This is a genomic window from Sphingomonas trueperi, from assembly GCF_011927635.1.
In the GTDB taxonomy this organism is placed as follows: domain Bacteria; phylum Pseudomonadota; class Alphaproteobacteria; order Sphingomonadales; family Sphingomonadaceae; genus Sphingomonas; species Sphingomonas trueperi.
The window spans coordinates 222,224-237,090 of sequence record NZ_JAATJB010000004.1 but is presented as its reverse complement, the minus strand read 5'-3'; the positions used below and the strand labels follow the sequence as shown (position 1 = coordinate 237,090).

Below are 14,867 nucleotides of genomic sequence, written 5' to 3'. Positions count from 1 at the left end.
GCACCCCCTTGCGTCGCCCCGCCCCCAAAAGAAAAGGCGCCCGGGTCGAAGCCCGGGCGCCCCGTCGCGGCGCCTAAGGGAGGGGAGCGCCGCGAACTTGCCAGGTGCCGTTACGCTGCGTTGGCCGTGCGATGGTCGATCGCGGCCGGCGCGCTGCCGGTACCCACCTGGATCTTCTTGGGCTTCATCGCCTCGGGCACTTCGCGCAGCAGCTCGATCGTCAGCAAGCCGTCGGCCAGGTTCGCATTCTCCACTCGCACGAAATCGGCGAGTTCGAAGCGGCGCTCGAAGCTGCGGTTGGCGATGCCCAGGTGCAGATAATTGCCCTGGTTGTTCTCATTCTCCCCGGCCTTCTTGCCGGCGACCAGCAGCAGGTTCTGCTGCGCGGTGATGTCGATCTCGTCCGCCTTGAAGCCGGCCACCGCGATGGTGATGCGATAGCGGTCTTCGGCAAGACGCTCGAGGTTGAAGGGGGGATAGTTTTCCGAATTCGCCTGGCGGGCGCTGGCTTCGAGCATGTCGAACAGCCGGTCGAACCCGATCGCCGAGCGACGGAAGGGAGTAAAGTCGAGCTGACGCATCTTCAGATTCTCCTGTGAGCAATTTGAACGTCGATCATCTCGATGCCCGGCCGACTGCCGCGACATCGGTGCGAAGCCCGTTCGGCGCCTCGCCACGCTGATCTGGTGTTGCGGTCTGCTAATTCAAGAGGTGGCCCAATTCCCGCTAGCCGGGCCTAAACATCTCCTTTCTCGATAAATCCTATCAAATCAGTGGAAATTGAGGCGACGCTCTAGGGGAACATGATGAGCCTGCCGCTGATTCCGCTGCTGCTATCCGCTTCGACGCCTGCGGCGCACGAACCCGATGTGCCGGCCCCCGTCGCCCAGGCGCCGCAACGCCAAGACGGCGACATCGTCGTGACCGCCCGGCGCCGCGAGGAGCGGATCCAGGAAGTGCCGGTCGCGCTCTCGGTGCTGAGCGGCGCGACGCTGGCGGAGGCGGGGGCGTTCAACGTGTCCCGTATCCAGCAGTCGCAGCCGGCGCTGCAATTCTATTCGAGCAACCCGCGCAACACCGCGATCAACATTCGCGGGCTCGGGGCGCCGTTCGGCCTTACCAATGACGGCATCGAGCAGGGCGTCGGCTTCTATGTCGACGGCGTCTATATCGGCCGGGTCGGCGCCTCCACCTTCGACTTCGTCGATGTCGAGCGGGTCGAGGTGCTGCGCGGGCCGCAGGGCACGCTGTACGGCAAGAACACCACTGCGGGCGCGATCAACATCACCACGCGGAAGCCGAGCTTCACCCCCGAGGTGCGCTTCGAGGCGAGCACGGGCAATTACGACTTCCTGCAGATCAAGGGCTCGGCCTCGGCGCCGATCGCCGACGACAAGCTGGCGGTGCGGCTGTCGACCTCGGTGAGCAAACGAAAGGGCACGATCTACGACACCAGGTCGGACAGCAACCTTCACCGGCTGGACAATTACGGCGTGCGCGGCCAGCTGCTGTGGCGCGCGGCGCCCAATCTCGACCTGGCGCTCTCGGGCGACTTCAACCTGCAGAACCCCTTGTGCTGCGTGCAATATTATGTCCGCATCGGCGCCACCCAGCGGCCGCTCGACCGGCAATATGCCGCGCTGGCGGCGGCGTTCGGCTACACGCCGCCAAGCACCGATCCGTTCGACCGCCGCACGGATCTCGATGCCGACATCAATTCGCGCCAGGAGATCGGCGGTGCCTCGCTGGTCGCGAACTGGGACCTCGGGCCGGCGACGATCACCTCGGTCAGCGCCTGGCGCTATTGGGACTGGCAGCCGGCGAACGACCGCGATTTCGTCGGGCTGCCGATCACCACCGTCTCGCAGAACCCGTCGCAGCAGAAGCAGGTGACGCAGGAACTGCGGATCGCCTCCAACGGCAGGAACCGGCTCGAGTACACTGCGGGCGTGTTCGTCTTCCACCAGACGATCGACACTCAGGGCTCGCAGGTCCAGGGCCCGGCGGCGAGCCGCTGGCTGCTCAACCCGACCAGCGCGGCCGCTAACACTCCGGCTACGCTCAACGACCTCACCTCGAAGAACACGATCGGGTTCGACAACACCAGCTTTGCGGTGTTCGGCAAGCTGAACTGGGAAGTCCTGCCCAAGCTGCGGTTCCAGCCCGGCCTGCGGCTGAACTACGATAAGAAGACCGGCTCGTACCGCGCGGTCGTTATCAACGGCGCGGGCAGCACGACCCTCACCGCCGATCAGCGCGGCGTACTGGCCCCGCAGAATTATTCGGCGCGGTTCAGCGACTGGAACGTCTCGGGCGACGCGACGCTCTCCTACGACTTCGCCCGCGACGTGCATGGCTATGCGACCTATGCGCGCAGCTTCAAGTCGGGCGGGATCAACCTGTCCGGCCTGCCGCTCGATGCGAACAACAACCCGATCCTGGGTGCTGCCTCGGTCAAGCCCGAGAAGGTCAACCATTTCGAGCTGGGCCTAAAGACGCAGTTCCTCGATCGCCGCGCGACCCTGAACCTAGCCGGCTTCTGGACCGAGGTGAAGGATTACCAGGCGACCGTCACCAACGGCCAGTTGGGCGTGATCCGCGGCTATCTCGCCAATGCCGACAAGGTGCGGGTGCGCGGCGTCGAGGTCGATTCGAACTTCCAGCCGACCGATCGCTTCAAGCTCTACGTCAACGGCGCCTATACCGATGCCAAGTACGTCCGCTTCCGCGACGCGCCGTGCCCGCCCGAGCTGTCCGGCGGCACCACGGGCACGACGCCGAGCGCGCCGGGGACGCCGGGCGGGGTGAGTCCGGCCAATTGCGACATTTCGGGCCAGATGCTGCCGGGCATCTCGGAATGGGCGCTCGGCTTTGGCGGCGAGGTGAATGCGCCGGTGCAGGAAGGGCAGGTCTATCTCGGCTATGACGGCAGCTGGCGCTCGCGCTTCTCGTCCAACCCGTCGCCGTCGGCCTATACCTGGATCGACGGTTTCGCGCTGTCCAACTTCCGGCTCGGCTATCGCAAGGGCAAGGTGAACGCCTTCGCCTGGGTGCGGAACGCGTTCGACAAGCGCTATTTCGAGCTGCTCTCGGTGCAGTCGGGCAATACCGGGCTGGTCGTCGGCCAGCCGGGCGACCCGCGTACCTGGGGTTTCACGATCAGCGGTTCCTTCTGATCGTGACACGCACTGGCCTCCCGCCATGGCCGGGGGAGGTTGGCGGGCGGGGCGGGGCGACCTGCTCCGCCCGATAATTGCTACTGACGTCATCCCCGCGAAGGCGGGGATCCATTTGCCAGGACGTTTCGGTACCTGCCGCACCGACTCCATCAATGGAGCTCCGCTTTCGCGGGGATGACGGCGATGGGGGATGGTCGCGAAAGCCGCCACCAGGGCTGGCGCGCAACAAGTCCGCGCGAAGATCGTGCCGAGATGAAACAGCCGGCAGAGGCCCCGGAAAAGCAAACGCCCGAGCCGTTGCCGACCCGGGCGCCTGCGTGACGACTGCTCGTCAGCCCCCTTAGTAGGTTCCCGCTACAAACACTTGCGATTGCTCGCCTGTGGAGCTGGAAACCATCCCCGAACCGTGGCCTTTTTGCGCCTGCGCTTCGACGCTTTCTTGGTAGAAGGCCGGAGCGCCTTTGTCACCGGTCGACAGCTTGGCGTCAGCAGATTGCGGCAAGCCTGTGTCGAATTGGCAACAGAACGCTTCCCACGCCGCACAACCGGCCCTAGAGGATCCCCATGCTACTCTCGCGCTACGAGCGAATGATCGCCCGCCGCTATCTGCTGCCCGGGCGCAGCGAAGCCTTCATTGCCGTCGTCGCCGGCTTCAGCCTAGTCGCCGTGATGCTCGGCGTCGCCGCGCTGATCGTGGTGATGAGCGTGATGAACGGCTTCCGCGCCGAGCTGTTCGACAAGATCTCCGGGCTCAACGGCCATGCCGTGGTGCAGGGCTATAACGGCCAGCTGCGCGACTGGCGCCGCATCGCCGACGAGGCCAAGGCGATCCCCGGCGTCACCGCCGCCACCCCGCTGATCGAGCAGCCGCTGTTCGCGTCGTACAACGGCCGGGTCGAATTCGCACTGGTCCGCGGGCTGCGGCTGGAGGACATCCTCAACAACCCGACGCTGAAGGGCAAGGAAATCCTCGGCTCGTTCAAGAACCTCAAGCCCGGCAGCGAGCAGATCGCGATCGGATCGCGGCTGGCCGAGGCGCTGGGCGCATCGATCGGCAGCCAGATCTCGATCATCAACCCGCAGGGCTCCGCAACGCCCTTCGGCACCATGCCGCGCATCGTTCAGTACCGCATCGCCGCGATCTTCGAGGTGGGCGTGTACGACTATGACAAGGCCTATATCATCATGCCGATGCAGGACGCGCAGACGCTGCTGCTGCTCGGCGATTCGGTGCAGATGGTCCGTATCGACACCAACAAGCCCGAGAAGATCGACGAGGTGATCCGCCCGCTCGCCGACAAGGTGGCGAATATCGGCCAGATCACCGACTGGCGGCAGATGAACCGCGAGCTGTTCGAGGCGATCTCGCTCGACCGGACCGTGACCTTCACCGTGGTATCGATCATCCTCGTGGTCGCGGCGTTCAACATCATCTCGTCGCTGATCATGCTGGTCCAGGCCAAGCGGCGCGACATCGCGGTGCTGCGGACGATGGGTGCGAGCAAGCGCGGGCTGATGCGCATCTTTGTGACGGTCGGCACCACGATCGGCGCGCTGGGCGTGCTGGCCGGCATGATCCTGGGCTTCCTGATCGTGAATTATCGCGAGGGCGTGGCGACCTTCATCGGCCTGGTCACCGGCCAGAAGGTGTGGGACCCGCAGATGCGCTTCCTCACCGAGCTGCCCGCCAAGACCGATCCGCTGCAGACCATCGCGATCTGCGCGATGGCGCTGCTCTTCACCTTCCTCGCCACCCTCTACCCTGCGTGGAAGGCGGCGAGCACCGATCCCGTCCAGGTGCTGCGCTATGAATGAACCGGTCCTCCAGACGCGCGATCTGCGGCGCAGCTTCGAGCAGGGCGGGGTGCGCATCGACGTGCTGCGCGGGGTCGACCTGGCGGTGCAGCCCGGCGAGATCGTGGCGCTGCTCGGGCCCTCGGGCTCGGGCAAGTCGACCCTGCTCCAGGCGGTGGGGCTGCTCGAAGGCGGGTTCGAGGGATCGATCCGCATCGGCGGCGAAGAGGCGGCCCAGCTGCCCGCAGGCGGGCGCACGGACATGCGGCGCGAGAAGCTCGCCTTCATATACCAGTTCCACCATCTGCTGCCCGATTTCGACGCGACCGAGAATGTCGTGCTGCCGCAGCTGATCCGCGGCGCGACGCGCGCGGCGGCGCAGGCGCGCGCGACCGAGCTGCTCACCCAGCTCGGCCTCGGCCACCGGCTGATGCACCGGCCCAACCAGCTTTCGGGCGGCGAGCAGCAGCGCGTCGCCGTCGCCCGCGCGCTCGCCAATCGGCCGCCGCTGGTGCTGGCGGACGAGCCGACCGGCAATCTCGACGAGGCGACCTCGGACCGCGTGTTCGGCGAGTTCCTCAACCTCGTGCGCAACGAAGGTTCGGCGGCGTTGGTAGCGACCCACAATGAACGGTTGGCGGCACGCATGGACCGCGTGGTGCGGCTCCACGAGGGGCGCCTGGAGGAAATGGCATGAGCGAGGCGATCACGGAACTGCCGGTGACGCTGCCGGACGGTACCACCAGCGATCTGTCCAAGTTCACGGGCCAGGTGCTGCTGATCGTCAACACGGCGTCGAAATGCGGGTTCACCCCGCAATACAAGGAGCTGGAGCAGCTCTGGCGCGCCTATCGCGACCGCGGTTTCTCGGTGCTGGCCTTCCCGTGCAACCAGTTCGGCGCGCAGGAGCCGGGCAATGCCGAGGAAATCGCCAGCTTCTGCTCGCTAACTTACAATGTGACCTTCCCGATCTTCGCCAAGGTCGACGTCAATGGCAGCAACGCCGCGCCACTGTTCCAGGCGCTCAAGGCGCAGGCCCCGGGGGTGCTCGGGACCGAGGCGATCAAGTGGAACTTCACCAAGTTCCTGGTCAACCGCGCGGGCGAGGTGGTGGCGCGCTACGCCCCGACGACGGCGCCGAGCACGATCGGCGCCGATATCGAGGCACTGCTCTAAGTCGACGCCGCACGGACAAGAACCCATTCCTGCGCCCCTGGCGGTCACCCCGGCGAAAGCCGGGGTCCATTGGGGTCTCGCTTTCGGCGCTTGCGGAGACCGAGAGGTGAATGGATCCCGGCTTCCGCCGGGATGACGGCGTTGCGGCAGAATGGATGATCGCAGCGCAACTTGGTGTAAGCCGGAGATGTCGAAAAAAAAAGCACGGCCGGAGCGGGAGGTGTGTGGATGCCCCGGCCGCACGCTTCGTTTACCATATCTGCATGGTGGTGCAGGTGTAGATCGATCCGTTTCGGCGGTATCGCTCGGCCGGGCGCAAAAGCTGTGGAGAAGCGGAGCTGTGGGTTGGCAATTGGGCGCGTGCGCTCCTAGGTTCGGGCATGGCGCATTCCGGTTTCGTCCCGCTTCGGGTTTTCTCCTGCTACACCATGCTCGAAGGGGCGATCGACCCCAAGGCGATCGCCAAGCACGCCAAGAGCCACGGCTTCCCCGCCATCGCCGTCGCCGATCGCAACGGCCTCTATGCCGCGATGAGTTTTTCGGACGCCGCCAAGAAGGCCGGCGTCCAGCCGATCGTCGGCACGCTGCTGGCGGTGAAGCGCTCGAACCTCGCCGAGGGCCTCAACGTGCCGATCGACTGGCTCGCGCTCTACGCGCAGGACCAGACCGGCTATGAGAATCTCTGCCACCTCGTCTCGCAGGCGCATCTCGACCGCCCGATTGAGGAGGATGCGCATGTCCCGTTCGCGGCGCTTACCGGGCATACCGACGGGCTGCTCTGCCTGACCGCGGGGGCGGAGGGCGCGCTCGCCCGGCTTTATGCCGAGGGGCAGGACAAGACCGCCGAAGCCTATGTCGCGCAGCTCGAGGCGCTGTTCCCCGAGCGACTTTATGTCGAGATCGCCCGGCGCAACAACGAGGTGGAGACTCGCGCCGAGGACAAGCTGGTCGACCTCGCCTATGCGCGGGGCCTGCCGCTGGTGGGCACCAACCCGGCATGCTTCGCCGAGGCCGATTTCTACGACGCGCACGACGCGATGCTCTGCATTGCCAACTCGACCTATCTCGAGACCGATGATCGCCCGCGTTCCTCGCCCGAAGCCTGGCTCAAGCCGGCCGAGACGATGAAGACCAATTTCGCCGACCTTCCCGAGGCGATCGAGAACACCCTCGTCGTGGCGCAGCGCTGCGCCTATGCCGCGCCCAAGCGCAAGCCGATCCTCCCCAGCCTCGCCGGCGACCGCGAGGGCGAGGCGGCGATGCTGCGCGAGCGGAGCTGGCAGGGGCTGAAGGACCGGCTCGACTTCGCCGGCATCACCGATCCCGCCGAAGTGGAGGTATACAACAAGCGCCTCCAGTTCGAGCTCGACATCATCATCCAGATGGGGTTCCCGGGCTACTTCCTGATCGTGGCCGACTTCATCCAATGGGCCAAGTCGAACGACATCCCGGTCGGGCCGGGGCGTGGTTCGGGTGCGGGCTCGGCGGTCGCCTGGGCGCTGACCATCACCGATCTCGATCCGCTCAAGCTGGGCCTGCTGTTCGAACGCTTCCTCAACCCGGAACGCGTCTCGATGCCCGACTTCGACATCGACTTCTGCGAAACCCGGCGCGGCGAGGTGATCCGCTACGTGCAGGAGAAATATGGCCGGGATCATGTGGCGCAGATCATCACCTTCGGGACGATGAAGGCGCGCGCGGTGATCAAGGACGTCGGCCGCGTGCTGCAGATGAGCTATGGCCAGGTCGATCGCCTCGCCAAGCAGATCCCCAACCACCCGACCGACCCCTGGACGCTGGAGCGCACGCTGAACGGCGTGAGCGAATTCCTCGCAGAATATAACGGCAACGAGGATGTGAAGCGGCTCGTCGACCTGTCGATGCGGATGGAAGGCCTGCCGCGCCACAGCTCGACCCACGCCGCCGGCGTGGTGATCGGCGACCGGCCGCTCGCGCGGCTGGTGCCGCTCTATCGCGATCCGCGTTCGGACATGCCGGTCACCCAGTTCGACATGAAGAATGTCGAAGGCGCCGGGCTGGTGAAGTTCGACTTTCTCGGCCTCAAGACGCTGTCGGTGCTCAAGAAGGCGGTGGTGCTGCTCGCCAAGCGCGGCGTGGAGGTCAATCTCGACCGGCTCGATTGGGACGATGAGGGCGTCTATGCCCTGCTCCAGCGCGGCGACACGGTCGGCGTGTTCCAGCTGGAATCCGAAGGCATGCGCCGCACGCTGACCGCGGTGCGGCCGACCAATTTCGGCGACATCGTCGCGCTCGTATCGCTCTACCGTCCGGGCCCGATGGACAACATCCCGACCTTCGGCGCGCGCAAGGCGGGCCGCGAGCCGATCATCTATCCGCACGACCTGCTCGAGCCGATCCTGAAGGAGACCTACGGGATCTTCGTCTATCAGGAACAGGTGATGCAGGCCGCGCAGATCCTCGCCGGCTACACGCTGGGCGGCGCCGACATGCTGCGGCGCGCGATGGGCAAGAAGGTGAAGGCGGAGATGGATGCGCAGCGCAGCATCTTCGTCAAGGGCTGCAAGGAAGTGAACGACATCCCGGCGGCCAAGGCGAACGAGCTGTTCGACTTGATCGACAAGTTTGCCGGCTACGGCTTCAACAAGTCGCACGCGGCTGCCTACGCGCTGCTCGCCTACCAGACGGCGTGGCTCAAGGCGCACCATCCGCACGAATTCTTCGCCGCCTCGATGGCCTATGACATCCACCAGACCGACAAGCTGGCGGTGTTCGCCGACGATATGCGGCGGCTGGGCATCGAGGCGACCTCGCCCGACATCAACGCCAGCGAGGCCGACTTCACCGTGCAGGCGCATGGCGAGGGGCTGGCGGTGCGCTATGCGCTGGGCGCGCTGAAGGGCGTAGGCGAGCGGGCGATGGAGCTGCTGGTCGAGGAGCGCGAGAAGAACGGTCGCTTCGCGAGCCTCGACGATTTCGCCAAGCGTGTCGATCCACGCGTGCTGAACAAGCGGCAGCTGGAAACGCTCGCCTCGGCGGGTGCGTTCGACAGCATCGAGCCCAACCGCGCAGGCGTCCATGCCGCCGCCGAGACGATCCTCGCGGTCGCCCAGCGCGACCATGCCAGCCGGATGAGCGGGCAGGGCGGGCTGTTCGGCGATGCCGAGCCGGCGGGCGGCGGGATCACCGTGCCCAAGGATGCGGTCTGGTCGATGTCCGACAAGATCAACGCCGAGAAGGATGCCTTTGGTTATTATTTCTCGGCACATCCCCTCGATCGCTACGAGCATCTGTTCCGCGGCCAGGGCGTACGCGACATCGCGAGCCTGCCCGACATGCAGATCCCGGAGGGCGCGCGGGTCAATGCGCAGATCGCCGCGCTGATCGAGGATTGCCGCTACCGCACCTCGGCGCGGGGCAACCGCTATCTGATGGCGACGATCTCGGACCGCAGCGCGCAGATCCAGACCTCGTGTTTCGAGGAGCTGATCGCCAAGGACATGGAGGCCTGCGCCGCCGGCACCGGCTGCGCGATCCTGACGCTGGAGCTCGACAAGCGCCCCGGCGAGGATACGCCGCGCGCGGCGGTCAAGCGGGTGCAGCCGTTCGACACGCTGGCGGGCACCACCCAGCTGATCCTCGAAATCCGCATCGAGGATCCGACCGTGCCGGCGCAGCTGGCCGCGCTGGTCGGCGAGCTGCGCGGTGGCGGCAGGGGCGAGATCCTGCTCCACGCCCCGATCGACGGCGGCGAGGCGACGGTGATGCTCGGCCGGGGTTTCCGGCTCGATACCGAGCTGGCGGCGCGGATCGAGGGCATGCCGGGCGTGAAGGCGGCGTCGCTGATGCCGGCGAGCATGAAGCTGGCGGCAGCGGCCTGAGCCAGGCCTGCCGTCGTTCGGGTATGGAACCTGCCGGAAACGCAATGTAACGCCCGCACCCCTCGACTTCCAGTGTTGAAGGCGTATCCTGCGCCCAAAACAGCCACGCAATGGAGAGGCATATGCTGGGCGGCATGCAGGATTTCGAGCTTCGGGTATCCACGCTGATCGACCACGCGGCGCGGGAACATGGCCCCCGCGAGATCGTCACCCGCTGGGCGGACGGCAGCGAGACGCGCACGACCTGGGCCGGCATCGCGCACGATGCGCGGCGGATGGCGCAGGCGCTGGAGCGGCTCGGCATCCGCAAGGGCGACCGCGTGGCGACGCTGGCGATGAACCACAGCCGCCACCTCGTCGCCTGGTACGGCGCGACCGGCATGGGCGCGCTGATCCACACGATCAACCCGCGGCTGTTCGACGACCAGCTCGCCTTTATCGGCAACCATGCCGAGGACCGGGTGCTGCTCTACGACCGGATGTTCGCGCCCGTGGTCGAGCGATTGAAGCCCCATTGGACGACCGTCGAGCATTATATCTGCTTCGACGATCTCGGTCCCGATGGCTTCGAGGCTTGGATCGCCGCTGAGGACGGGAACTATGCCTGGGTGCAGGGTGACGAGCGCGAGCCGATGATGCTCTGCTACACCAGCGGCACCACCGGCAATCCCAAGGGCGTGGTGTACACTCACCGTTCCACCGTGCTCCACGCGCTGACCGAGCTGCAGCCCGCCGAGTTCGACCTCTCCACCCAATCGGTGGCGATGCCGATCGTGCCGATGTTCCACGCGGTCGGCTGGGGGCTGCCCTGGGCGGCGCCGGCGGTGGGCGCCAAGATGGTGTTTTCGGCGGTCAACGACCCCAAGATCCTCTGCGAGCTGATGAACCGCGAGAAGGTCACCCACTCGGCCGGCGTACCGACGGTGTGGTTTGCGATGTTCCAGCATATCGACGCGACCGGCGAGACGCCCAAGCACCTCAGGATCGTCACCATCGGCGGGTCGGCGGCGCCGCGCGCGATGATCGAGCGGCTGATGCGGATGGGCATGCGGGTCAACCATGCCTGGGGCATGACCGAGACCAGCCCGATCGGCACGATGGGCGCGCCCTCGCCCGACTGGGACGAGCTCAGCTTCGAGGCGCAGGTCGACCAGGTCAGCAAGCAGGGCAAGGTGCCGTACGGCGTCGAGCTGCGCACGGTGGACGACGAGGGCAGGGTGTTGCCGCGCGACGGCAGGAGCTCGGGCCGGCTGCAGGTGCGCGGACCCTGGGTGGTGTCGCGCTATTATCGCGAGGAGCAGCCGGCGATCGATGCCGACAACTGGTTCGACACCGGCGATGTCGCGGTGCTCCACCCGGACGGGGTGATGCAGATCACCGATCGCGCCAAGGACGTGATCAAGTCCGGCGGCGAATGGATCAGCTCGGTCGAGCTGGAGAATTGCGCGATCGGCTGCGCAGGCGTTGCCGAGGCGGCGGCAATCGGGGTGCACCATCCGCGCTGGGAGGAGCGGCCGATCCTGCTCGTGGTGCGCAAGCCGGGGAGCGCGGTGAGCGAGGCGGAGATCCTCGCGCATCTCGGCGCGCACGTCGCCAAATGGTGGCTGCCCGACGAGATCCACTTCGTCGACAGCCTGCCGCACACCGCCACCGGCAAGCTGCTCAAGATGGAGATCCGCCAGCGCTACAAGGATTATTCGCTCAAGGCGGCATGACGGATCGGCGCGCCGGGAAGGCGCCCGGTCAGGCGATGCCGAGATCGCCCGGCCCGAACGCCTGCGGCAGCAGCTCGGACAGGCGGTAGCTCGCCACCGCATCGCCCTCGGCCGCGCCGCAATGGACGGGCAGGTCGCGCTTGCCGAGCTGGGCCGCCTCGTTGATCACCTGCCGGCAGCGGCCGCAGGGGCTGACCGGCGCCGTCCCCGTCGGCAGCCCGTCCGCGCCGATCGGCCCGCCGATGACTGCGATCTCCGCCACGTCGCGCAGCCGCCCCTGGGCCGAGACCGTCGCCAGCGCCACCGTCTCCGCACAGAGCGACAGGCCGTAACTGGCGTTCTCGAAATTGGCGCCGGTCACCACCGTGCCGTCGGTCAGCAGTACCGCGGCGCCGACGCCGAAGTTCGAATAGGGCGCGTGCGCGTGGCGCGCGGCAGTGCGGGCGGCTGCGATCAGCGCATCGCGTTCGGTGGTCATGAAACTCATCCCTTGATGTGGAGCACGCAGATCAGCGTGAACAGCCGCCGCGCGGTGTCGAAATCGACGTCGATCTTGCCTTCCAGCGCGGTGCGGAGCAGCTCGGCGCTGTCGTTGTGGATGCCGCGCCGCGCCATGTCGACCGTCTCGATCTGCGCGGGCGTGGCGTTGCGGATCGCCTGGTAATAGCTGTCGCAGATCGCGAAATAGTCGCGGATCGGCCGCCGGAAGCGGGCGAGGCCGAGCACGATCGTCTCCAGCGGCGTATCGTCCGCCCGCCGGATCGCCAGCGCGAGGCGCCCTTCCTCGACGCTGAGGTGCAGCTTGTACGGCCCGGCATAGCCATCGGCCTGTGCGCGCTGGGGGGCGAAGTGATTGTCCTCGATCAGGTCGTAGATCGCGATCCGGCGTTCCTGCTCGATGTCCGCCGAGCGCCACAGGATGGTGCGCTCGTCGAGGGTCACGTCGATGATCCGCGGATCGGCCATAGGGCGCAGCTTTGGAAGCATTCCCCGTTTTCCACAAGCCATGCCGGTTGCCGTGCCCCGCACATAAGCCGATGAGGAAGCCATGGCACAGCCGATTCCCTTTCCTGCACCCGAGCCCCAAGAGGGCCTGAGTCTCCCCCAGAACGTCGAAGCCGAAGCAGCTTTGCTCGGCGCGATGATGATCGACAACCGAGTCGCGGAAGACGTCCTCCAGAAGCTGCGGCCCGAGCATTTCTTCGAACCGCTGCACGGCCGCATCTATGAGCAGATCGCCCATCTGGTCGGCGACAACCGCCTCGCCACCCCGGTGACGCTGCGCCCGCTGTTCGCCAACGATCCGGCGATGAAGGAGCTGGGCGGCCCGGCCTATCTCGCCCAGCTGACCGGCAACCCGGCCAGCCTGATCGGCGCACGCTCCTTCGCCGACCAGATCTACGACCTCGCCCAGCTCCGCGCGCTCGTGGACGTGGGCCGCGGCATGGTGGAGGGCGCGCTCGACACCAGCCAGGACATCAACCCCTCCAAGCAGATCGAGCAGGCCGAACTCCGCCTCTACCAGGTTGCCGAGCAGGGCGATTCGGAAGCCGGCGTGAAGTCCTTCACCCGCGCCGCGACGCTCGCGGTCAAGCAGGCCGAGAAGGCGATGAACTCGGGCGGCGGCATCTCGGGCATCACCACGGGCCTCAGCGACCTCAACGCCTCGACCGGCGGTTTCAACCGATCGGACCTGCTGATCCTCGCCGGCCGCCCGGGCATGGGCAAGACCTCGCTCGCGACCAACATCGCGTTCAATGCCGCCAAGCGCTGGATGGACGATCTCGACGCGGGCATCGCCGAGGAGAAGTCGATCGGCGCGCCGGTGGCGTTCTTCAGCCTCGAAATGTCGGCCGACCAGCTGGCGATGCGTATCCTGTCCGAGCAGGCCGAGGTCGTCTCGGAAAAGCTGCGTACCGGCCAGCTGAGCAATGCCGAGTTCCAGAAGTTCGCGCGCGCCGCGGGCGATCTGGAGCGGCTGCCGCTCTATATCGACGACACGCCCGGCCTCACCATCGCGGCGCTGCGCACCCGCGCGCGGCGGCTCAAGCGCCAGCACAAGATCGGCATGGTGATCGTCGACTATCTCCAGCTGCTCACCGGATCGGCCAAGGCCTCGGGCGATGGGCGCGTGCAGGAAATCTCGGAGATCTCGCGCGGCCTCAAGACGCTGGCCAAGGAACTGCATGTGCCGGTGCTGGCGCTCTCCCAGCTGAGCCGCGCGGTGGAAAGCCGCGAGGACAAGCGCCCGCAGCTCTCCGACCTTCGCGAATCCGGCTCGATCGAGCAGGACGCCGATATCGTGCTGTTCGTGTATCGCGACGAATATTATCACGACTTCAAGGCGCCGACGAAGATCCCCGACGGCACCGAGACCGCCGAGGAGCGCATGGCCTATGAGGAATGGCAGGCGCGCCAGCTGGAAGTGGCGAACAAGGCGACGGTGATCATCGCCAAGCAGCGCCATGGTGCCACGGGCTCGGTGCATATGCGCTTCGACCGGCAGTTCACCAAGTTCAGCGATCTGGCGCCGGAGGGGTATTGAGGGGAGGGGCAGGCGGCTGAGCCTCCTGCCTAGCCCTTCCCCTTCAGGGGATGGGTTGGAGTGGGGGACATCGCTTGCGATGGGCAGCTTTTCCGCACTTTAAACCGGTTCAGTCTGGTGGCGACTCGATAAAATCTGGCGGTAGTTGTCGAAGGAACTCTGTAACACTCTCCTTTATTCTGTCATGAATTTTCCACAAATCGGCTAATAGCCTTTCTGTGTTGAGGTGCTCGAGAATCTCTTTGATTTGGGGCTTATAGTGAAAATTTGACTGTCGAACTGATCTAAGTTCTGACATAAGCATCTTGGCGAAGCTTATGTAGTCTTCATCTCCGAATTTAATCCTTACAATTCCTTCGCACGTTACCCAGAGTCCGGACAACCAAAAGGTGTAGTAAGCCCAGAAGCGGTCTCATTCGTTTGTAACTGCTTCAGTGAAGCCGCCGTTCTCTCGAATTAGATCTTCAAGGTGAACACGCATGATGTTGCACCGGAAGAAATAGCGGCAAATTTCAACGCCATTCCTCAACTCTTTGAAGCTGGGCCTCTCATTCATCCCGCTTCGATAGCACGATTTCCACATATCGGAAGAGATGCG

10 protein-coding genes are annotated in these 14,867 nt (G+C 65.8%); 7 read left to right on the top strand and 3 right to left on the bottom strand.

The features are described 5' to 3' along the window. Window positions 1–110: 110 nt before the first annotated feature. Window positions 111–581 (bottom strand): Hsp20 family protein, encoded by a 471-nt coding sequence (locus GGR89_RS08890; protein WP_125977122.1) that lies wholly within the window; start codon window positions 579–581, stop codon window positions 111–113. A 225-nt stretch (window positions 582–806) separates the two neighbouring features. On the opposite strand from GGR89_RS08890, the gene GGR89_RS08885 reads away from it, so the two are divergent. From GGR89_RS08885 to GGR89_RS08860, 6 genes are all read left to right on the top strand, one after another. Beyond that, entirely contained in the window at window positions 807–3,176 is a 2,370-nt protein-coding gene (locus GGR89_RS08885) for a TonB-dependent receptor (protein ID WP_125977121.1), read from the top strand. A gap of 567 nt (window positions 3,177–3,743) precedes the next feature. Next, complete coding sequence (locus tag GGR89_RS08880) at window positions 3,744–4,994, top strand: lipoprotein-releasing ABC transporter permease subunit (protein ID WP_125977120.1); 1,251 nt, start codon at window positions 3,744–3,746, stop codon at window positions 4,992–4,994. Further along, on the top strand, window positions 4,987–5,670 hold the full coding sequence (locus tag GGR89_RS08875; protein ID WP_125977119.1) for an ABC transporter ATP-binding protein: 684 nt from the start codon (window positions 4,987–4,989) through the stop codon (window positions 5,668–5,670). Before GGR89_RS08880 ends, GGR89_RS08875 begins: the two co-directional genes overlap by 8 nt. Further along, window positions 5,667–6,149, top strand: a complete 483-nt coding sequence (locus GGR89_RS08870) for a glutathione peroxidase (RefSeq protein WP_125977118.1) — start codon at window positions 5,667–5,669, stop codon at window positions 6,147–6,149. The genes GGR89_RS08875 and GGR89_RS08870 overlap by 4 nt, the downstream gene beginning before the upstream one ends. 380 nt (window positions 6,150–6,529) lie before the next feature. After that, the gene (dnaE, locus tag GGR89_RS08865; RefSeq protein WP_125977117.1) at window positions 6,530–10,009 is read left to right on the top strand and encodes a DNA polymerase III subunit alpha; all 3,480 of its coding nucleotides are present in this window, start codon (window positions 6,530–6,532) and stop codon (window positions 10,007–10,009) included. A 122-nt stretch (window positions 10,010–10,131) separates the two neighbouring features. Further along, complete coding sequence (locus tag GGR89_RS08860) at window positions 10,132–11,724, top strand: long-chain fatty acid--CoA ligase (RefSeq protein ID WP_206434324.1); 1,593 nt, start codon at window positions 10,132–10,134, stop codon at window positions 11,722–11,724. A gap of 28 nt (window positions 11,725–11,752) precedes the next feature. On the opposite strand, the gene GGR89_RS08855 is transcribed toward GGR89_RS08860, so the two are convergent. Next, complete coding sequence (locus GGR89_RS08855) at window positions 11,753–12,202, bottom strand: cytidine deaminase (RefSeq protein WP_125977115.1); 450 nt, start codon at window positions 12,200–12,202, stop codon at window positions 11,753–11,755. 5 nt (window positions 12,203–12,207) lie between these two features. Then, window positions 12,208–12,690, bottom strand: a complete 483-nt coding sequence (locus GGR89_RS08850; RefSeq protein WP_125977114.1) for a UPF0262 family protein — start codon at window positions 12,688–12,690, stop codon at window positions 12,208–12,210. Window positions 12,691–12,772: 82 nt separating this feature from the next. On the opposite strand from GGR89_RS08850, the gene GGR89_RS08845 reads away from it, so the two are divergent. After that, window positions 12,773–14,269, top strand: coding sequence for a replicative DNA helicase (locus GGR89_RS08845; protein ID WP_125977113.1), 1,497 nt, complete (start codon window positions 12,773–12,775; stop codon window positions 14,267–14,269). Window positions 14,270–14,867 lie beyond the last annotated feature (598 nt).